This window comes from Panacagrimonas perspica (assembly GCF_004364935.1).
GTDB lineage: Bacteria > Pseudomonadota > Gammaproteobacteria > Nevskiales > Nevskiaceae > Panacagrimonas > Panacagrimonas perspica.
In genome coordinates this window covers 2,328,487-2,347,404 of record NZ_SOBT01000008.1, presented here as the reverse complement: position 1 = coordinate 2,347,404, position 18,918 = coordinate 2,328,487, and the positions used below count along the sequence as shown (strand labels likewise).

Sequence of the window (18,918 nt, the reverse complement as noted above, 5' to 3'; positions counted from 1 at the left end):
GTCTCTACCCGGCCACCGTTTAGGGTGGGGTCGGGCCCTCCCACGGCCATTAACTTGCCGGGGTGCCGAACGCAGGCCACACGCAGCCTGCGCCCGAGGAGCCCCGAATGAAGAAAGTGCTGATCACCGAGAATCTCCGTATCGATCTGGACACGGAGAAGTGGGAATGCCGTAGCTGCGAGGCCGAGCTGATCGGCGCGCGCGAGAACTACAAGCGCGGCCTGCTCGTCCACAACCGCGACCCGCGCGAGATCCACAAGCCGCTGCTGGATCCGGCCAAGTACGAACTCACGTACGCGCCCAATCCCGATTGGTGCCGCATCCTCGAGTACTACTGCCCGAAGTGCGGCTCGATGATCGAGACCGAGTACCTGCCGCCGGGTCACCCGCCGATCCGCGACATCACGCTGGATATCGATGCGCTCAAGGCGCAGTGGAAGGATCGTCCCGAGGTATCGGTGCCGCCCGCCGACAAGGACACGCGCCAACGCATCGCACATGGCGGCCAGCGCGCAGCGCGCATGTTCACCGGAGAAGAGAAGTGAAGCGCGTCTCGGTCGACATCGGCGGCACCTTCACCGACTGCTTCGTCGCCTGGGGCGACCGCACGATCGAGTCCAAGGCGCTCACCACACATCAGAATCTGGCGCTGGGCTTCAACGAAGCGCTGAAGAGCGCGTGCAAGGAACTGGAGATCAGCGAGCGCGACCTGCTCTCGCAGGTGGACTCGGTGCGCTACGCCACGACGCTGGGCACCAACGCTCTGATCGAACGCAAGGGTCCGCGCCTGGGTCTGCTGACGACGGATGGCTTTCGCTCCTCGGTGCCGCTGACGCGCGCCAAGGGCTATTCCACCGGCCTGCCGTACAAGCAGCAGATGGACGTGCCCAACGCGCAGCGTCCGGATCCGATCGTGCCGATCCCGATGATCCTGGAAGTCCGCGAGCGCGTGGACTACGCCGGCGCGGTGGTCATGGCGCTGGACGAGGACCAGCTGCGCGAGCAGTTGCGCGAGCTGGTGGACCGCGGCGCCGAGGCCATCGTCGTCGTGCTGGCCAACTCCGTGGTCAATCCCGTGCACGAGATGCGCATCCGCGAGATCTTCCTCGAGGAATACCCGGGCCACATGCTCGGCGCGATCCCGATGCTGCTGTCACACCAGGTGGCGGGACGCAAGGGCGAGTACGTGCGCGCCATGTCGACGATCATCGACGGCTTCCTGCACCAGGTGATGTACCACGGCCTGGGCACGCTGGAGTTGAACCTGCGCAACGCCGGCTACGACAAGCCGATGCTGTGCAACCACAACTCCGGCGGCATGGCGCAGCTCAATTCCACCGATGCGCTGCAGACGGTGCACTCGGGTCCGGTGTCGGGCATCGCGGCCAGCGAGCACCTGGCGCTGCAGACCGAACTGGGCAACATCGTCGCTACCGACATGGGCGGCACCTCGTTCGACATCGGCATCGTCGTCGAGGGCGGCGTCAAGCACTACGACTTCAACCCGATCATCGAACGCTGGATGGTCAGCGTGCCGATGGTGCATCTGGTGACCCTGGGTGCCGGCGGCGGCTCGATCTGCCGGTACGACCGCATGTTCAAGACCGTGCAGGTGGGGCCGGAATCCGCGGGCTCCGACCCGGGCCCGGCTTGCTACGACCGCGGCGGCATGAAACCGACGGTGACCGACGCCGACCTCGTGCTCGGATATCTCGATCCGGGCAACTACGCCGGCGGTCGCATCAAGCTCAACGCCAAGCGCTCGAAGCAGGCGATCGAGGAGCATCTGGTCGACGAGCTCGACATCTCCGCTGTCGAGTGCGCCAAGCTGATCAAGCGCACTGTCGACGGCAACATGGCCAACGGCATCGCGCGCGAACTGCGCACGCGCGGCTACGAGCCGGAGAATTTCACCACGCTGGCCTACGGCGGCAACGGTCCGTTGCACGCCTGCGGCATCGCACGCGCGCTGGGCGTCAAGCGCATCCTGGCGCCGCCGTTCGCATCGGTGTTCTCAGCGGTGGGCGCGGGCAACATGAGCCAGTTGCACATCCACGAGATGAGCACCTGGACGCCGCTGTTCGACGCCAACCGCCAGACCTTCTTCAGCGACTATCCGCGCTTCAACGGCATCGTCGAGGAACTCGAGCGCCGTGGTCGCGAAGATCTGCTGCGCCAGGGTTTCGCCGCCGACCGCATCGAGTACCGCCTGGAGCTGGACATGCGCTACGGCAACCAGCGCGTCGAGACGGCGGTGGTCACCGATCTCAATCGCGTGACGGCGCCGGAGCACGTGCTCAAGCTGATCGAGCAGTTCCACGGCCGCTACGGCGAGCGCTTCGGCGAAGGCAGCCAGACGCCGGAAGCCGGCGTGCGCATCAACACGATCCGCGTGTGCAGCTACGTGGCGCACCCCGGCATCCAGTTCCGCAACATCAAGCCGCCGAAGAACACCTTGCCGGCGCCGCCGCCGGTCGGCACGCGCGACTGCCACTTCGTCGGCGTCGACGGCGCCCAGAAGACCGCGGTCTACGACGAGGCCGCGCTCAAGCCCGGCACGACGATCGAGGGTCCGGCCATCGTCGTGACGCGGGCGACGACGTACCTGATCGAACCAGGCTGGCGCTATACGGCGGCGGATCAGAACGCGGTGTGGTTCACGCGCGTCGCGGACTGAAAGATTTTCACCGCAGAGGCGCAAAGGGAAAAGAAAGGTCGCAAAGGTTTTGATTCATCAGCCTGTGGCTTTTCTTTGCGTCCTTTCTTTTCCCTTTGCGCCTTTGCGGTGAAGACGTTGGAAATCGAGGAGAACTTACCGATGAACGCACCCAACACCCCCGAACAGCAGGCGATGCTCGATCGCTTCGTCCGCCAGAACAAGCTGTTCTACGGCCCCGATCCGGCGATCATGGAGAACCACCGCATCGAGGCGCGTAGTGCGCTCGAGGAACGCTTGCTCTCCGCGCCGGTGGACGCGCACAAGGTCAACGAGGTCCGCGGGCTGATCACGGCGGCACTCGATGAATCGAACACGATGATCGAGCAGATGGGCGCGGCGCCCGGCGCCAAGTGGGGCGACATGACCACCGGCATCTTCACCGCCGCCGGTGATCTGTCGATGATCGCGCCCTACGGCGTCGGCGGCTTCGCGGCCGCGGTGTTCTACCCGATCAAGTTCGTCAACAAGTACTGGACGCACGAGCCCAGCGTCGGCGTGCATGACGGCGACGGCTTCATCCACAACGACGCGCGTTACGGCGGCATCCACAACACCGACCAGTCGATGATGATGCCCATCTTCTGGAACGAGAAGCTGGTGTGCTGGATCTCGGCCACGATCCACGAAGGCGAGAACGGCGCCACCGAGCCCGGCGGCATGCCGGCCGCGGCCGAGAGCAAGTTCGACGAAGGCCTGAAGATGTCGCCGTTCAAGGTCGTCGAGAAGTTCGAGCTCAAGCGCGACCTCGTCACCTTCCTGCAGAACTCGGTGCGCGATCCCAAGCTGCAGCTCGAGGACATGAAGGTGCGCCTGCATTCCTGCCTGCGCCTGCGTGAGCGCGTGATCAAGGTGCTGGAGGAATACGGCGAGGAAGCGCTGATCGTGACGCTGCGCAAGAACATCGAGGACGTGGTGGAGGAGGTCAAGCGCCGCATCCGCGAGATGCCGGACGGCACGATGCGCACGATGTCGTTCGCCGATTCGACGCTGCGCGAGAGCGCGCTGCTCAAGCTCAACATGGCGATCACGGTGCAGGGCGACAAGCTCACCGTCGACATGCGCGGATCCTCGCCGGAACTGCTCAACCGTTCGATCAACGCCTGCCAGGCCTCGTTCAAGACGATGCTCTACAGCGGCTGGATGCAGAACGTGTGGCCGGACCTGCCGTTCACGATGGCGGTGTTCACGCCGTTCGATTTCATCTTCGACGAGAAGTCGATCATCAACGGCTCGTTCGACACGCCGCAGGCGATGAGCCTGATCCCGCTGTTCAAGACGATGACCATCGCCAGCGTGCCGATGGCCAAGTTCAATTACTCGTTGCCCGTTCGCTACACCGCGATCGTGGCGCCGCAGTACGACCAGCCGGCCACGCTGATCTACGGCGGCCTGACGCAGCACGCCGAGTTCACCGGCAACTTCTGCGCGGACATCAACGGCATGGGGCAGGGCGGCCGCAGCCACCGCGACGGCGAACACTCGGTGTCGCCGCCGTTTGCCGCGCATTGCGACATCGGCGAGATCGAGCTGATGGAAGAGGACCTTCCGCTGGTGCGCCTGGGCGCGTTCACGCTGACCAAGGATCGCGTCGGCTTCGGCAAGCAGCGCAGCGGCATGGGCTACGAGCAGATCCACACGTTCCGCGGGTCGGCGATGTGGGGCTACATGACCGGTTGCTCGGGCTCGCTGTTCCCGTCGTCGCAGCCGCTGTTCGGCGGGTATTCGTCGCCGACCTACCCGCTGTGCAAGATCAAGAACACCGACGTGTTCGAGCAGCTGCAGAAGAATCCCGAACGGGTGCCGTTCGACATCATCAAGCTGATGAACGAGCAGCCCATCGAGGGCGCGGCGTATTCGACGCACCCGATGGCCATGACGTTCGAGCTGGCCGCGCCGGGCGAGATCTACATGATGTGCCAGGGTGCCGGCGGCGGTTACGGCGACGTACTGCAGCGTGATCCGGCCTCGGTGATGAAGGACATCGAGGAAGACCTGATCTCGCACGACACCGCGCGCGAGATCTACAAGGTCGTGTTTGACGCCGCGAGCGGCGTCATCGACGAAGTCGCCACGGCGAAAGCGCGCGCCGACGAGCGCAAGGCGCGCATGAAGCGGGGTGTGCCTTACGACAAGTTCGTGAAGACCTGGAACACGCCGGAGCCGCCGGTGAATCTGCCGTACATGGGCTGCTGGGGCGACGACGTCAGCGAGGTCTACGGCGTGATGATGGGCCAGCGCGTGAAGATGAGTGGTGCGGCGCTGCAGAGCCAGTTCATGCTCAATCCGAAGGACGTGTACATCGCGTCGCTCGAGGCGCAGGTAGCGGCGTTCAAGAAGGCCGAGGCGGGTGCCAAGGCTGCGGGCGCGAAGAAGAAGGCGGCACCGGCGAAGAAGGCGAAGAAGAAGTAGTAGGGACCCGCAGTCGCCGTAGCCCGGGTGAAACCCGGGGCTTCTTTCTCACATCGGGGAAGAATCCCGGGTTGCACCCGGGCTACGGTTGGTCCCGATCGATCCGCGACGTCGTGCGCGTATCCCCCATCCGCCAGTACGTCACCAGCGACACGCCGATGCACGCGACGACGTACCAGTAGAAGCCGCTCTCGAGTCCGATCGACTTGAACCACAGCGCGAGGTACTCGGCGGTGCCGCCGAAGATCGACACCGTGACCGCGTACGGCAGCCCGACGCCGAGCGCACGCACTTCGACCGGGAACAGTTCGGCCTTCACGACGGCGTTGATCGACGTGTAGCCGCTGACGATCAGCAGCGCGAACGTGATCAGCGCGAACGCGGCGAACGGCGTCTGCACGCCGGCTAGTGCATGCATCAGCGGGACCGTGACCAGCATGCCGCCGATTCCGAAGCCGAGCAGCAGCGGCCTTCGTCCGATGCGGTCCGACAGCGCGCCCATCAGCGGCTGCACGAACAGGAAGACGACCAGCGCGGCGGCGGACACCGAGGTCGCGGCCGCCTTCGTGAACCCGGTGGTGTTGACGAGAAACTTCTGCATGTACGTCGTGTACGTGTAGAACGCCAGCGTTCCGCCCATCGTCAGGCCGACCACGGTGGCGAGTTCGCGCGGATGGCGCAGCAGTTCGCGCGCCGGGTTGGTGCGCTTGGTAGCACCCGCGACGACGAAGGATTCGGTCTCCTCCAGGTTTCGCCGCAGCCACAGCGCGACGATGGCCAGCGCAGCGCCGATCGCGAACGGAATGCGCCAGCCCCAGGTTTCGAGCTGCTCCTGCGTCAGCACGGCCTGCAGCAGGATCAGTACCGCCAGCGCGCTGAGCTGGCCCAGGATCAGCGTCACGTACTGGAAGCTCGACCAGAAGCCGCGATGCTCGCGCGTGGCCATCTCGGACAGATACGTGGCGCTGGTGCCGTATTCGCCGCCCACGCTCAGGCCCTGGATCAGGCGCGCCAGCAACAGCATCGCCGGTGCGAGCACGCCGATCTGCGCGTAGCCGGGTGTCAGCGCGATCAGCAGCGAGCCGAAGCACATCAGCACGACCGAGCGCGTCAGCGCCGCCTTGCGGCCGCGCCGGTCCGCGTACCAGCCGAACAGCAGGCCGCCGAGCGGCCGCATCAGGAAACCCACGGCGAAGATCGCGGCAGAGTTCAGCAGCTGCGCCGTCAGATCGTCCTTGGGAAAGAACACCGGCGCGAAGTACAGCGAGAACGCGGCGTAGGTGTACCAGTCGTACCACTCGACCAGGTTGCCTACCGATCCGCCGAAGATCGCGCGCATCCGCTGCCGGGGCGTGAAGGTGGACATCGCGCGGGATGCTCAGGCCGCGCCGCGCGGGCCGAACAGGATCAGGCCCGCGCCGATCAGGCAGGCCGCCGCGCCGGCAGTGTCCCAGCGATCGGGTCGGGCGCCTTCAACGGCCCACAGCCACGCCAGCGAGCAGACGATGTAGATGCCGCCGTAGGCCGCGAACGCCCGCCCGGCGTGAACCGCGTCGATGCGCGTCAGCAGCCACGCGAACGCGACCAGCGAGGCGATGCCGGGCACGATCCACCACGCCGGCTTGCCCAGCCGCAGCCAGGACCAGAACGCGAAGCAGCCGGCGATTTCGAGGAAGGCCGCGGCGAGGGCGGCCGGGACGCTGCTCAGCATGGGCGAGGGCGGTTCCGGAACGATCCCGATTGTGTCAGAGGGTGAGGCGCGGTTTTCCCGGGGACCGAACCTGTGCGCCGGCAACGTGGCTTGATAGGCTGACCGCGGCAGGGGCCATCATTCGGACGCCGAGCGGGTACACATCAGCCCGGGACGAATCGTCGAGGAAGAGGGCGGATCATGGAGGCTTGGGGGTCGGACAACCGCTTCCTGCGGAGTCTGCGAGCAGGCGAGTGGATCTTCCGCGAAGGCGATCCGGGCGACTGCGCGTTCGTCATCGAGAAGGGGATGGTTGCCATCACCCACGAGCACGACGGCAGGATCGAGACGCTCGCGCACCTGGGACCCGGCGAACTGATCGGCGAGATGGCCCTGATCGACGGGTGCGTCCGCTCGGCCTCCGCGCGCGCCGCCACCGAGCTGAGCCTGCGCACGGTCACCTTCGAGCATCTGCACGAACGCCTCGGTGCCGCGGACCCGATGCTGCGCCTTCTGCTCAAGGTCTTGCTCGCGCGCTACCGCGACGTGCTCGCGCCCGGCAGCCAGCGTGCGCTGGGCCCGGAGGATCGCGATCGCGAGGCCGTGCTCACGCGGCTGAAGATGGAGCACGACCTGGCGCTGGCGCTGGATCGCAAGGAGTTCCTGCTGGGCTATCAGCCGATCATCCGATTGGCGGACCTCCAGACCGCCGGTTTCGAGGCCCTGATCCGCTGGCAGAGTCCGTCGCAGGGTTTCGTGTCGCCCGCGCAGTTCATTCCGGTTGCCGAGGATTCGGGGCTGATCCTGTCGATCGGACGCTGGATCCTGAGCGAGGGATGCGCGGCGCTCGCGCGCATGGCGCCGACCGGCGACGTTTTCATGAACATCAACCTTTCCGGTCGGCAGCTGATGGCGCCAGGATTGAGTGATGCCGTGTCCGCCGCGGTGAGCGAGGCCGCGGTGGAGCCCCGACGCATCAAGCTCGAAGTCACCGAAAGCCTGCTGATGGAGGATTTCGAGAAGGCGATCCGCGTGCTCGCGGAGCAGCGCGCCGCGGGCCTGCGGATCGCGATCGACGATTTCGGCACCGGCTATTCGTCGCTGTCGTACCTCCACCGGCTGCCGGTCGACACGCTCAAGATCGATCAGACGTTCATCGGGCGTCTGATCGAGGACGAGCCCACGCGCAAGGTCGTCCAGGCGATGGGTTCGCTGGCGCAGAAGCTCGGTATGGACGTGGTCGCCGAAGGCGTGGAGACCGCCGCACAAGCGCGGCTGTTGAGCGAGATGGGCTTCGAGTACGCGCAGGGCTGGTACTTCTCGCGCATGGTTCCGGAAGCCGAGGCCGTGAAGCTGATCGGGAAGCAGTGGGTCATCGAGCCCTCCTGATCGGTACCGCGTAGCCCGGGTGAAACCCGGGGCTTCGGCTTCCCTCAAGAGCCTTCGAAACAGCCCCCCCGGGTTTCACCCGGGCTCGTCACGAGGCCGCTTGCAAAGTTTTGTTACAAAGCGGGCCCTCTGAAGACGGCCGGGTTAAAAGTATTTATCCCGAAACCGCTGTCCCTCAGCCGCCTCTCCCTTCGACAGACCGATCCGAACGATGCTCGTGAATCTTCCACGCTGGCTGTCCCGCGTCCTGCTCGCAAGCGTCGCGTGGGCGGGAACGACGCTGCCGGCCGCGGCATTCGAGTTCTCCGATCCGTTCGGCGATCTGGCGGCCATTCCTTCGCTGCAGGAAACCGGAAGGCCTTGCCCGCCGACGTTGCCGGAGCGGCCGCTGAACCTGGCCGACGTCATCGACACCTCGCTGTGCCGCAATCCGCAGACGGCGTCGGCCTGGGCCACGGCGCGCTCGCGGGCTGCCGCGGTCGGCGCCGCGCGTTCGGCGTACCTGCCCACCGTGTCGGGATCGGGCTCGGCCACGCGTACGGTCGCGGGTGACAGCACGAGCTCATCGGGCTTTGGAGGGGGTGAGGGCGAAGGCTCCGAGTTTTCGTCCAGCTCTTCCGGCAACAAGACCCGCTATTCGGCGAGCGCGACCCTCAGCTACCTGCTGTTCGATTTCGGCGCCCGCGGTGCGGCGCTCGACGGCGCCCGCGCCCTGCTCGATGCCGCGCGCGCCACGCGCAATGCGACCTTGCAGACCGTGTATCTGAGCGCCGTGACCAGCTATTACGGGTGGGTTTCCGCCGAGGGCGCGCTCAAGGCGGCCCAGGAAGGCGAGCGCGCGGCCAAGGAAAGTCTCGACGCGGCGACGATCCGCGAGCAGGTGGGCACTGCGACCCGCGCCGACCGCTTGCAGGCGCAGACCGCGTACTCGCAGTCGCAGCTCACGCGCGTGCAGGCCGAAGGCGCATTGCGCACCTCGCTGGGGACGCTGGCCAATGCGATGGGCCTGGCCGCGAACACGAAGTTGCGGCTGGCGGAAGCACCGGTCGTGTCGCCGTCGGCGGACTACACCGAACAGCTCGATCCGCTGGTGACCGCGTCGATCGAGGCGCGCCCGGACCTGGCGGCTGCGGCGGCGAACCTGCGTTCGGCGGAGAGCGACATCGACGCTGCGCGGGCTGCCGGTCGCCCGTCCCTGTCGGCATCGGCTTCGCAGAGCTACACCGATACCGGCACGCGCACGCGTGACACCACGTCGGTGGGTCTGTCGCTGTCGATCCCGATCTTCGAGGGCTTCAGCACGACGTACCGCGTTCGCGGCGCCGAGGCCCAGCTCGAAGCGAGCAAGGCCGAACTCGAACGCCTGCGCAACCAGGCCACGCTCGACGTCTACCAGGCGCACAGCGAGCTGACGACGCAGACGCAGTCGGTGTTCACCGCGCAGTCGCTCGTCGCGGCCGCCGAGGAATCCGAAAGCGTCGCGCGCGGCCGCTACGAGGCCGGCGTCGGCACGATCCTGGATCTGATCAACGCGCAGAGCAGCGCCGCCGATGCGCGCCGCCAGCTCGTGCTCGCGCGCAGCAACTGGGCCGCGGCCCGCACGCAGCTCGCGCAGTCCGTCGGCGTTCTCGACACCGCGCGCAATCCCGATCTCGATACGAACATGACCCCGGCGGCGACGCCGACCCGCCGATGAAGCTCCGCACCCTGTTCAATCCCTGGCTGATCTTCCTGCTGCTCGCGGCGGTCGCCGCGGCGGCCTGGGGCTACCTGCGCAAGGACGCCGATCCCGGGTCCGCCTACCTGACCGACGAGGTCAGCCGCGGCGAGATCGTCGAGAGCGTCTCGGCCAACGGCACGCTCAATCCGGTGATCCTGGTCAGCGTCGGCACCCAGGTGTCGGGCACCGCGGTGAAGGTGCACGTGGACTTCAACGACAGCGTCACCGCGGGCCAGGTGCTGCTGGAGCTCGACCCGGCCGCCTACCAGGCGCGCGTGAGCCAGTCGCGCGCGGCACTGGAATCCGTGCAGGCCAGCCTGGATCTGGCGAAGGCCAACGATGCGCGCTCGCGCGATCTGTTCGAGAAGGGCTATGTCGCGCGACAGGAACTCGACCAGACCCGGCAGGCGCTGAAATCGGCTTCGGCCCAGGTCGAGCAGGCGCGCGCGGCGCTGGCCGACGCCGAGGTCGATCTGCGCAACTCGGTGATCCGCTCGCCGGTGTCCGGCACGGTCGTGGCGCGCACCGTCGAGGAAGGCCAGACCGTGGCCGCGAGCTACCAGACGCCGGAGCTGTTCAAGGTCGCCGGCGATCTCAGGAAGATGCTGATCCACACGACGTTCGCCGAGGCCGACATCGGGCGCATCCAGCCCGGGCAGTTGACGCGCTTCACCGTCGACGCATTCCCGGATCGCTCGTTCAAGGGCGCGGTGCGACAGGTGCGCATGAATCCGACGACGACGCAGAACGTCGTGACCTACGACGTCGTCGTGGACGTGGACAACGAGGATCTGTCGCTGCTCCCCGGCATGACGGCGTACGTGAGCGTCGAACTGAGCCGCCTGAACGACACGCTGCGCGTGCCCAACAGCGCGCTGCGTTACCGGCCCAAGGACGCGGAGCCGGTGAAGACCGGTTCGAGCGGAGGCTCGCGATCGCGTGAGTCGCGCGCCGGCGGCGACGGGGCGGCCGGCTCCGAGGCGAAGGGCAACCGTGGCGAATCGAAAACCGGCGGCGAATCCCGCGGCAACCGGGAATCCCGCGGCGGCGGCGGCGGCGAGTCGCGACGGTCCGGCGAAGCCGGCGGTGAATCGGGCGGCAAGCCGGGCGGTCGACACCGTCGCGGCGACAACCCGGAACGCAGCGTGTACGTCCTGCGCGGCGACAAGGCGGTGGCGGTGGCAGTGAGGCCGTCGCGCACCGACGGCCGCAACACGGCGGTCGAATCGGACGAGCTGCACGAGGGCGACATCCTCATCGTCGGCGATCGCGTTGCGACCAAGGGTGCCGCGCAGTCGCAGCAGCCGATGCGCATGAGGATGTTCTGAGCATGAGCGGCGCTGCACTGATCCGCGTCGAAGGTCTGAGCAAGGATTACGTCACCGCGGCGGGCGCGTTCCCGGCCCTGCGCGGCGTCGACCTGGAGATCCGTGAAGGCGAGTTCGTGGCGATCATGGGTCCGTCGGGCTCCGGAAAATCCACGTTCATGAACCTGCTGGGCTGCCTGGATTCGCCGACGCGCGGGCGCTACTGGCTCGGAGATCGCGACGTCGCCGGGCTGCCGAACGAGGAACTGGCGCGCGTGCGCAACCGCCACCTCGGCTTCGTGTTCCAGGGCTTCAACCTGTTGCAGCGTGCGAGCGTGGTCGACAACGTCGCCTTGCCGCTGGTGTACGCCGGCGTGCCCCGTGCCGAGCGCCAGGCGCGTGCCCGTGTGCTGCTGGAGCGCGTGGGCCTGGAACGCTATGCGGATTCACTGCCGTCACGGATTTCCGGCGGACAGCAGCAACGCGTCGCGATCGCGCGCGCCCTGGTGAACCGGCCTCGCGTGGTGCTCGCGGATGAACCCACCGGCAACCTGGACAGCCATACGACCGAAGAAGTGATGTCGCTGTTCTCCGAGCTCAACCGCGAGGAAGGCATCACGCTGGTGCTGGTCACGCACGAGCCGGATGTGGCGGAGTACGCCAAGCGCGTCATCCGTTTCCACGACGGCGTGGTCGTCGAGGACCGGCAGCAGCAGCTGCGCACCGCGCAGCGGGCCGGAGCCGTCGCATGATCGGACCGATGCTTGCCGAAGCGGTCCAGGCGCTGAGTTCCAACCGCCTGCGCACGTTCCTGACGACGCTGGGCATGGTCATCGGCGTCGCCGCCGTGATCATCATGCTGGCGGTCGGCAGCGGGGCGCAGAAGTCGGTCCAGGACTCGATCGCCTCGATGGGCAGCAACCTGTTCATCGTGCTGGCCGGAAGCGCATCGACCTCGGGCGTGCGGCTCGGCGGCGGCAATGCGTCCACGTTGACCATGGGCGACGCCGAGGCCATCACCGAGCTGGGCTCGGTCAACGCGGTGGCGCCGCAGGTGTCGGGCAACGCGCAGGTCGTCTACGGCTCGTACAACTGGGGCACGCAGGTCTTCGGCACCACCGACGACTACCTCGTCGTGCGCGAATGGCCGATGGATGCCGGCGCGATGTTCGGCGATTCGGACGTGCGCTCCGCCGGGCGCGTCGCCGTGCTCGGGCAGACCGTGGCCGGCCAGCTGTTCGGCTCCGAAGATGCCGTCGGCAAGACCATCCGCATCAACGGCAGTCCTTACCTGGTCACCGGCGTACTCGCCCGCAAGGGCCAGAGCCTGGACGGGCGCGATCAGGACGACACCGTGCTGGTCCCGGTGACCGCGGCCCAGCGCAAGCTGTTCGGTTCACGCTTCCAGGGCACGCTGCGCATGATCATGGTGCAGAGCGTCTCGGAAGCCGCGATGCCGCAGACCGAGCTGGAGATCAACAGCCTGCTCAACGAACGGCACGGCATCCGTGCGGGGCAGGACCCGGACTTCAACGTGCGCAACCTGACGGCGGTGGCCGAGACCGCGGCGTCGACGGCGCGCGTGATGTCGCTGCTGCTCGGCGCCATCGCGTCGATCTCGCTGGTCGTCGGCGGCATCGGGATCATGAACATCATGTTGGTGAGCGTCACCGAGCGGACGCGCGAGATCGGCATTCGCGTGGCCATCGGCGCCCAGCCGCGCGACGTGCTGCTGCAGTTCCTGCTGGAGTCGATCCTGCTGGCGCTGCTCGGCGGGACGGTGGGCGTGCTGATCGGCGTCGGTGGCACGCTGATCGTCGAGCGCTTCGCCGACGTGCCGGTGCTGATCAGTTCGACGGCGATCGTGCTGGCCTTCGCAGTATCGGCGTCGGTCGGGGTGTTCTTCGGCTGGTATCCGGCCCGCAAGGCAGCGCGGTTGGAGCCGATCGAGGCCCTCCGGTATCACTAGGGCCGTACGGCAATGGGGTCTCAGGGGGCTGTTCCTATTGAGCTTCGGGCCCTGCCTGCCTATGATGGCCGCCCCAAAGCCCGCCTCGCGGGCTTTGCTTGTCTGTCCGCTTTGAATTGCGGCAGCCCAGGAATTCGCAGGAGATTGCAGCATCGCCCAAGAACGTGAAGACCGGCGCAACGAGCAGATCACGGCCGGACGCGTCCGCGTGATCGGCGCCGATGGCGAGATGGTCGGCATCATGATGACCCGCGACGCGATCGCCAAGGCGGCCGAGTCGGAGCTCGATCTGGTGGAGGTCTCGCCCAACGCGGACCCGCCGGTCTGCAAGATCATGGATTACGGCAAGTACCTGTACCAGAAGGACAAGGCACAGCACGCCGCCAAGAGGAAGCAGAAGCAGATCGAGGTCAAGGAAGTGAAGTTCCGACCCACGACCGAGGAAGCCGACTACCAGACCAAGCTGCGCAACATGACGCGCTTCCTGGAAGAGGGCGACAAGGTCAAGGTCACGATTCGCTACCGCGGTCGCGAGATGGCGCACCAGGAACTGGGTATGCGCGTGATGGATCGGGTGAAGGGCGATCTGGCCGAACTGGCCGTCGTCGAGCAGCATCCCAAGATGGAAGGGCGCCAGGCGGTCATGGTGCTCGGCGCCAAGAAGCACTAAGCATTTTGTAGCAGGGGCGACAGCCCCGACCGGTCGCTCGCAGTTGGTTTGAGCAACCGCTGATTCAAGGCTTGTGGTCGGGGCTCACGCCCCTGCTACAGGCAAACCGAAGTCCCGCGACGGTCGTCGCGGGCCCGACAAGCGCCCCGGGCGGGTTGTGAAGTCGGCCATTCAAGACCCGGCACAACCGGGAAGGAGTTCCAATGCCCAAGATGAAGACGGTCAAGAGCGCTGCCAAGCGCTTCTCCAAGACCGGGAAAGGCGGCTACAAGCGAGGCCATTCCCACAAGCGCCACATCCTGACGAAGAAGCCGGCAAAGCGTATCCGCCAGCTGCGCGGCGAAGCCCAGATCTCGGGCTCCGACGTGAAGGAAGTCAACAAGATGTTGCCCTACGCCTAAGGAGAATCGCACATGGCACGAGTCAAGAGAGGCGTCACCGCCCGCGCGCGTCACAAGAAGCTGCTCAACAAGGCGAAGGGTTACCAGGGCGCGAAGTCGCGCGTCTACCGCGCCGCCAAGCAGCAGGTCATCAAGTCCGGTCAGTACGCGTACCGCGATCGCCGCGTCAAGAAGCGCGAGTTCCGCGCGCTCTGGATCCAGCGCATCAACGCCGCGACCAACGAGCTGGGCCTGTCGTACAGCCGTTTCATCAACGGCATGAGCAAGGCCGGCATCACGCTGGATCGCAAGGTCCTGTCCGATATCGCCATCCACGACAAGCCGGCGTTTGCCGCGCTGGTGGAGAAGGCGAAAGCGGCCCTGGCGTAATCGACGCACGATCCGCCGTGTAGATCGCGGCGGGCACGAGTCACGAAGGGAAGCTGCGCGCTGCGCCGCTTCCCTTCCTTGTTTCTGGGAAGTCCATGAGCGAATCACTCGACGCGATCCAGCAGGCCGCGCTGGCCGAGATTTCAGCCGCGCCGGATAGCCGCGATCTCGAGCAGCTGCGAGTCAATTACCTCGGCAAGAAGGGCCGCGTCACCGAACTGCTCAAGCAGCTGGGCGGCATGGCGCCCGAGGAACGCAAGGCTTTCGGTGATCGCGTGAACCGCGTCAAGGAGCTGGTCACCACGGCGTTATCGCATCGCGGTGTGCAGCTGGCGCGCAAGGAGCTGGCGGCGAAGCTCGCCAGCGAGACCCTCGACGTGACCTTGCCGGGACGCGGCGAAGGCGTCGGCGGTCTGCATCCGCTGACGCGCACGCTCAACCGCATCGAGCGCCTGTTCAACGAGCTCGGCTTCGAGACGATGGACGGACCCGAGATCGAGGACGACTTCCACAATTTCGGCGCGTTGAACATTCCCGAACTGCATCCCGCCCGCGCGATGCAGGACACGTTCTACGTGGAGAACGGCGCGCGCGTGCTGCGCACGCACACCAGCCCGGTGCAGATCCGCACGATGCAGAACGTCGTGAAGTCGGGCCGCACGCCGCCGATCCGCATCATCTGTCCCGGCCGCGTATATCGCGTCGATTCCGATCGCACGCACAGCCCGATGTTTCATCAGGTCGAAGGTCTGTACGTGGCCGAGGACGTCAGCTTCGCCGACCTCAAGTACGACCTGCAGACGTTCCTGTCGCGCTTCTTCGAACAGGATGTGGAGGCGCTGTTCCGCCCCTCGTATTTCCCGTTCGTGGAGCCGGGCGCCGACGTGCACATGCGCTGGCGCGATCCCTCGAAAGGACCTGACCATCCGGGCCGCTGGCTCGAGTTGCTGGGCTGCGGAATGGTGCACCCGAAGGTGTTCGAGGCCGTCGGCCTCGACCCCGAGCGATACACCGGCTACGCCTTCGGCATGGGCGTGGAGCGCCTGACGATGCTGCGCTACGGCGTCGACGATCTGCGCCTGTTCTTCAACAACGACCTGCGCTTCCTGCAGCAGTTCGCCTGAGTCTGACGCCATGAAACTTTCGGAACAGTGGTTGCGCGAGTGGGTGAATCCGTCCGCGACCATCGAGCAGATCGCCGAACGCTTGGTGATGGGCGGTCTGGAGCTGGAGATCGAACCCGTCTGCGCCGAGTTGCCGCGTGGCGTCGTCGTGGGTCGCATCGTGTCGATCGCGCCGCATCCCAACGCCGAGCGGCTGCGCGTGTGCGAGGTCGATGTAGGCGCGAGCGCCAAATCGACGATCGTCTGCGGCGCCGCGAACGCGCGCGCCGGCATGGTGGCGCCCGTGGCCTTGCCGGGCGCCCGTCTGCCCGGCGGCCTGGAGATCAAGGCGTCCGCGCTGCGCGGCGTGGAGTCGGCCGGCATGCTGTGCTCGGCCTCCGAGCTGGGCCTGGCCGAGAAATCCGAAGGCTTGCTGGAACTCGATGCCGACGCGCGTCCCGGCACCCCGATCGAGAAGCATCTGGCGCTCGACGACAAGATCCTGAACCTCGAGATCACGCCCAATCGCGGCGACTGCCTGTCGGTTGTGGGCCTGGCGCGTGAAGTGGCGGCGCTGTATGGCGTGAACGTGACGCGGCCGCGCGCGAAGCAGGCCGTCGTCGTCGGTGAGCACCGCCACTCGGTGGAGATCGAGAGCCCGGCGGATTGTTCGGCCTACGCGGGCCGCGTGATGTACGGCCTGAATGCACGTGCGCGCACGCCGGACGCGATGCGCGAGCGCCTGCGCCGTAGCGGCATCCGCAGCATCCAGCCGCTGGTCGACGTCACCAACTACGTGATGATGGAACTCGGCCAGCCGATGCACGCGTTCGACGCATCGCGTCTGGTCGGTACGGTGCGGGTTCGTCGCGCCAAGGCCGGCGAGTCGCTCACCCTTCTGAACGACCAGCCGGTCGAACTCAACAATAACGAGCTGCTGATCTGCGACGACAGCGGACCGGTTGCGCTCGCGGGCGTCATGGGCGGTGCCTCGACGGCGGTGTCCGGTTCGACGACGCGCGTGTTCTTCGAAAGCGCCTGCTTCGCGATGAACGCCGTGGCCGGTACCGGCCGGCGCCACAAGCTGGCGTCGGACGCGCTGTACCGCTTCGAACGTGGCGTGGACCCGGAGCTGCAGCGCGCCGCGCTGGAACGTGCAACGGAGCTGACCGCGCAGATCTGCGGTGGTGAGGCGGGCCCGGTGACCTTCACCGGTCGGCCGTTGCCGGAAGTGCGCGTGAAGCTTCGGCATGCGCGGCTCAACAAGCTGCTGGGCCAGGACATCGCGGCCAAGGACGTCGAGGCCCTGCTGGCGCGGCTGAGCATCACGACGCGCAACGAAGTCGGCGGCACCTGGTCGACGCAGGTTCCGAGCTGGCGCTACGACCTGCGCATCGAGGCGGATCTGATCGAAGAGGTTGCGCGCCTGTTCGGCTACGACCGGATTCCCGCCAAGCCCTACGCCGCGCGCATCGCGCCCGGACGGCCGAGCGAATCGCAGCGCAGCCTGGCTTCGCTGAAGAACATCCTGGCGGCGCGCGGCTGGCAGGAGATCATCTCGCTGGCGTTCGCCGACCGTGCGGTGCAGGAGCGGCTGGCGCCCGACGCGGTGGCCATCCCGCTGGACAACCCGATCGCCGACAACCTTGCGCTGATGCGGTCGACGCTCTGGTGCGGCCTGCTCGACGCCTGGCGCTACAACCACGCCCGCCAGATGCCGCGGCTGCGGTTGTTCGAGGCAGGCGTGTGCTTCACCCGCGTGGAAGGAGCCATTGCCGAGACTCCGCGCATTGCCGGACTGATCGCAGGCCCGGCGCTGCCGGAACAGTGGGGCGCCAAGGCGCGCGGGTCGGACTTCTACGACCTGAAGGCCGAGGTGCAGGCCCTGTTCGGGCGCCCGGAGGATTTCCGGTTCGAAGCGGCGGAGCACCCGGCGCTGCATCCCGGTCGCAGCGCACGCATCAGCTGCGACGGCCAGGCGGCCGGCTGGATCGGCGAGTTGCACCCGGCGCTGGTGACGGATCTGGGCCTGCCATCGAGTGCGCTGGTATTTGAACTGTCAGCAACAGTTCTGCAGCGTACCGAGGTGCCCCGGGCCCGGCCGGTGCCGGAATTTCCGGCCTCCCGGCGCGATCTGGCACTGGTTGTCCCTGAGTCGATTTCTCTCGGAACCTTGCAGGAAGCTGTCCGCGCGGCCGCGCCGCCGTCGCTGCGGGACGTCTTCGTGTTCGACGTGTACCGCGGGGAAAATCTCGGGACTACCTTCAAAAGCATGGCTTTAGGCTTGATTTTCCAAGACTACTCGCGCACCCTGACGGACGTGGAGATCGACTCGGCGATGGCACGCATCAACGCCGAGGTGGCAGAAAAATTGGGGGCATCCGGGCGAAGCTGACCCGACCCGCAGTGGGGATACGAAATCGTGGCGTTGACCAAGGCCGAACTTTCAGAAGCACTGTTCGACGAACTGGGCCTCAACAAGCGTGAGGCCAAGGAGTTCGTGGACCTCTTCTTCGAGGAGATTCGCGGACGCCTCGAGGCGGGCGAAGAAGTAAAGCTGTCCGGCTTCGGGAACTTCGAGCTGCGCAGCAAGAACCAGCGTCCTGGACGAAATCCGAAGACCGGCGAGGAAATTCCCATTTCCGCACGCCGCGTCGTCACTTTCCGTCCGGGTCAGAAATTGCGTTTGAGGGTGGAGCTCGATGCAAGCGATTGAAGCACCCATCGAACTGCCCGCGATTCCTCGCAAGCGGTACTTCGCCATCGGCGAGGTCGCCGATCTCTGCCAGGTCAAGCCGCATGTGCTGCGTTACTGGGAGCAGGAATTTCCTCAGCTCAAGCCGGTGAAGCGCCGCGGCAACCGTCGCTACTACCAGCACGAGGATGTGGTGATGGTGCGCCGCATCCGCAGCCTGCTTTACGCAGAAGGTTTCACGATCGGCGGCGCGCGTCAGCGTTTGAGGGACCAGCTCAAGCTCGGTAGCGACATTCCCGAGACCGTCCTGGCAGCGCCGTCCGCCAATTCTCCGCATCTCGAGCCGGTCGCTGCACGCAGCGCGCAGATCCGCCAGGTGCGCGACGAACTCGAATCGCTGCTGAAGTTGTTGCGCTGAGCTTTCCGTTCCGGCGGCCTGCCGGTATCATCGCGGCCCGCTCAACGCGGGACGAAACC

Annotated in this window: 17 protein-coding genes; 15 read left to right on the top strand and 2 right to left on the bottom strand. The window is 66.6% G+C overall.

Annotation, left to right across the window (positions count from 1 at the left end):
* Window positions 1–107: 107 nt before the first annotated feature.
* The 3 genes from DFR24_RS10600 (at window position 108) to DFR24_RS10590 (ending at window position 5,128) form a co-directional block, all read left to right on the top strand.
* A complete protein-coding gene (locus DFR24_RS10600) occupies window positions 108–545 on the top strand; it encodes an acetone carboxylase subunit gamma (protein ID WP_133881229.1) in 438 nt (145 codons plus the stop codon).
* Window positions 542–2,677 (top strand): hydantoinase/oxoprolinase family protein, encoded by a 2,136-nt coding sequence (locus tag DFR24_RS10595; RefSeq protein WP_133881228.1) that lies wholly within the window; start codon window positions 542–544, stop codon window positions 2,675–2,677. Before DFR24_RS10600 ends, DFR24_RS10595 begins: the two co-directional genes overlap by 4 nt.
* Before the next feature lie 141 nt (window positions 2,678–2,818).
* Window positions 2,819–5,128: a hydantoinase B/oxoprolinase family protein gene (locus tag DFR24_RS10590; protein ID WP_133881227.1), complete on the top strand. Its 2,310-nt coding sequence runs from the start codon at window positions 2,819–2,821 to the stop codon at window positions 5,126–5,128.
* Window positions 5,129–5,210: 82 nt separating this feature from the next.
* On the opposite strand, the gene DFR24_RS10585 is transcribed toward DFR24_RS10590, so the two are convergent.
* The gene (locus DFR24_RS10585) at window positions 5,211–6,494 is read right to left on the bottom strand and encodes an MFS transporter (RefSeq protein ID WP_133881226.1); all 1,284 of its coding nucleotides are present in this window, start codon (window positions 6,492–6,494) and stop codon (window positions 5,211–5,213) included.
* A gap of 12 nt (window positions 6,495–6,506) precedes the next feature.
* A complete protein-coding gene (locus tag DFR24_RS10580; protein WP_133881225.1) occupies window positions 6,507–6,839 on the bottom strand; it encodes a YnfA family protein in 333 nt (110 codons plus the stop codon).
* A 180-nt stretch (window positions 6,840–7,019) separates the two neighbouring features.
* On the opposite strand from DFR24_RS10580, the gene DFR24_RS10575 reads away from it, so the two are divergent.
* The 12 genes from DFR24_RS10575 to DFR24_RS10520 all read left to right on the top strand — a co-directional run bounded on the left by DFR24_RS10575 (window position 7,020) and on the right by DFR24_RS10520 (window position 18,859).
* The gene (locus tag DFR24_RS10575; RefSeq protein ID WP_133881224.1) at window positions 7,020–8,207 is read left to right on the top strand and encodes an EAL domain-containing protein; all 1,188 of its coding nucleotides are present in this window, start codon (window positions 7,020–7,022) and stop codon (window positions 8,205–8,207) included.
* Between the two features lie 217 nt (window positions 8,208–8,424).
* Window positions 8,425–9,903, top strand: a complete 1,479-nt coding sequence (locus tag DFR24_RS10570; protein WP_162851151.1) for a TolC family protein — start codon at window positions 8,425–8,427, stop codon at window positions 9,901–9,903.
* On the top strand, window positions 9,900–11,255 hold the full coding sequence (locus DFR24_RS10565; protein ID WP_133881222.1) for an efflux RND transporter periplasmic adaptor subunit: 1,356 nt from the start codon (window positions 9,900–9,902) through the stop codon (window positions 11,253–11,255). The genes DFR24_RS10570 and DFR24_RS10565 overlap by 4 nt, the downstream gene beginning before the upstream one ends.
* Window positions 11,256–11,257: 2 nt before the next feature.
* Entirely contained in the window at window positions 11,258–11,986 is a 729-nt protein-coding gene (locus DFR24_RS10560; RefSeq protein WP_133881221.1) for an ABC transporter ATP-binding protein, read from the top strand.
* Window positions 11,983–13,203 carry an ABC transporter permease gene (locus tag DFR24_RS10555; RefSeq protein ID WP_133881220.1) on the top strand — a complete coding sequence of 407 codons (1,221 nt, stop codon included), beginning with the start codon at window positions 11,983–11,985 and terminating at the stop codon, window positions 13,201–13,203. Before DFR24_RS10560 ends, DFR24_RS10555 begins: the two co-directional genes overlap by 4 nt.
* 115 nt (window positions 13,204–13,318) lie before the next feature.
* The gene (infC, locus tag DFR24_RS10550; protein WP_366518916.1) at window positions 13,319–13,873 is read left to right on the top strand and encodes a translation initiation factor IF-3; all 555 of its coding nucleotides are present in this window, start codon (window positions 13,319–13,321) and stop codon (window positions 13,871–13,873) included.
* Window positions 13,874–14,076: 203 nt separating this feature from the next.
* Window positions 14,077–14,274, top strand: a complete 198-nt coding sequence (gene rpmI / locus DFR24_RS10545) for a 50S ribosomal protein L35 (RefSeq protein ID WP_133881218.1) — start codon at window positions 14,077–14,079, stop codon at window positions 14,272–14,274.
* A gap of 12 nt (window positions 14,275–14,286) precedes the next feature.
* On the top strand, window positions 14,287–14,643 hold the full coding sequence (gene rplT / locus DFR24_RS10540) for a 50S ribosomal protein L20 (RefSeq protein ID WP_133881217.1): 357 nt from the start codon (window positions 14,287–14,289) through the stop codon (window positions 14,641–14,643).
* 95 nt (window positions 14,644–14,738) lie between these two features.
* Window positions 14,739–15,767 (top strand): phenylalanine--tRNA ligase subunit alpha, encoded by a 1,029-nt coding sequence (gene pheS, locus DFR24_RS10535; RefSeq protein WP_133881216.1) that lies wholly within the window; start codon window positions 14,739–14,741, stop codon window positions 15,765–15,767.
* 10 nt (window positions 15,768–15,777) lie between these two features.
* The gene (gene pheT / locus DFR24_RS10530) at window positions 15,778–18,141 is read left to right on the top strand and encodes a phenylalanine--tRNA ligase subunit beta (RefSeq protein WP_133881215.1); all 2,364 of its coding nucleotides are present in this window, start codon (window positions 15,778–15,780) and stop codon (window positions 18,139–18,141) included.
* A 27-nt stretch (window positions 18,142–18,168) separates the two neighbouring features.
* Complete coding sequence (locus DFR24_RS10525; protein ID WP_133881214.1) at window positions 18,169–18,462, top strand: integration host factor subunit alpha; 294 nt, start codon at window positions 18,169–18,171, stop codon at window positions 18,460–18,462.
* A complete protein-coding gene (locus DFR24_RS10520; RefSeq protein WP_133881213.1) occupies window positions 18,449–18,859 on the top strand; it encodes a MerR family transcriptional regulator in 411 nt (136 codons plus the stop codon). Before DFR24_RS10525 ends, DFR24_RS10520 begins: the two co-directional genes overlap by 14 nt.
* Window positions 18,860–18,918: the final 59 nt, after the last annotated feature.

What these genes read in the sequence shown, in the direction of transcription:
- DFR24_RS10600 (WP_133881229.1), top strand. Translation starts at nt 108, where the DNA reads ATGAAGAAAGTGCTGATCACCGAGAATCTCCGTATCGATCTGGACACG.
- DFR24_RS10590 (WP_133881227.1), top strand. Translation starts at nt 2,819, where the DNA reads ATGAACGCACCCAACACCCCCGAACAGCAGGCGATGCTCGATCGCTTC.
- DFR24_RS10585 (WP_133881226.1), bottom strand. Translation starts at nt 6,494, where the DNA reads ATGTCCACCTTCACGCCCCGGCAGCGGATGCGCGCGATCTTCGGCGGA.
- DFR24_RS10580 (WP_133881225.1), bottom strand. Translation starts at nt 6,839, where the DNA reads ATGCTGAGCAGCGTCCCGGCCGCCCTCGCCGCGGCCTTCCTCGAAATC.
- DFR24_RS10575 (WP_133881224.1), top strand. Translation starts at nt 7,020, where the DNA reads ATGGAGGCTTGGGGGTCGGACAACCGCTTCCTGCGGAGTCTGCGAGCA.
- DFR24_RS10565 (WP_133881222.1), top strand. Translation starts at nt 9,900, where the DNA reads ATGAAGCTCCGCACCCTGTTCAATCCCTGGCTGATCTTCCTGCTGCTC.
- DFR24_RS10560 (WP_133881221.1), top strand. Translation starts at nt 11,258, where the DNA reads ATGAGCGGCGCTGCACTGATCCGCGTCGAAGGTCTGAGCAAGGATTAC.
- DFR24_RS10555 (WP_133881220.1), top strand. Translation starts at nt 11,983, where the DNA reads ATGATCGGACCGATGCTTGCCGAAGCGGTCCAGGCGCTGAGTTCCAAC.
- rpmI (WP_133881218.1), top strand. Translation starts at nt 14,077, where the DNA reads ATGCCCAAGATGAAGACGGTCAAGAGCGCTGCCAAGCGCTTCTCCAAG.
- rplT (WP_133881217.1), top strand. Translation starts at nt 14,287, where the DNA reads ATGGCACGAGTCAAGAGAGGCGTCACCGCCCGCGCGCGTCACAAGAAG.
- pheS (WP_133881216.1), top strand. Translation starts at nt 14,739, where the DNA reads ATGAGCGAATCACTCGACGCGATCCAGCAGGCCGCGCTGGCCGAGATT.
- pheT (WP_133881215.1), top strand. Translation starts at nt 15,778, where the DNA reads ATGAAACTTTCGGAACAGTGGTTGCGCGAGTGGGTGAATCCGTCCGCG.
- DFR24_RS10520 (WP_133881213.1), top strand. Translation starts at nt 18,449, where the DNA reads ATGCAAGCGATTGAAGCACCCATCGAACTGCCCGCGATTCCTCGCAAG.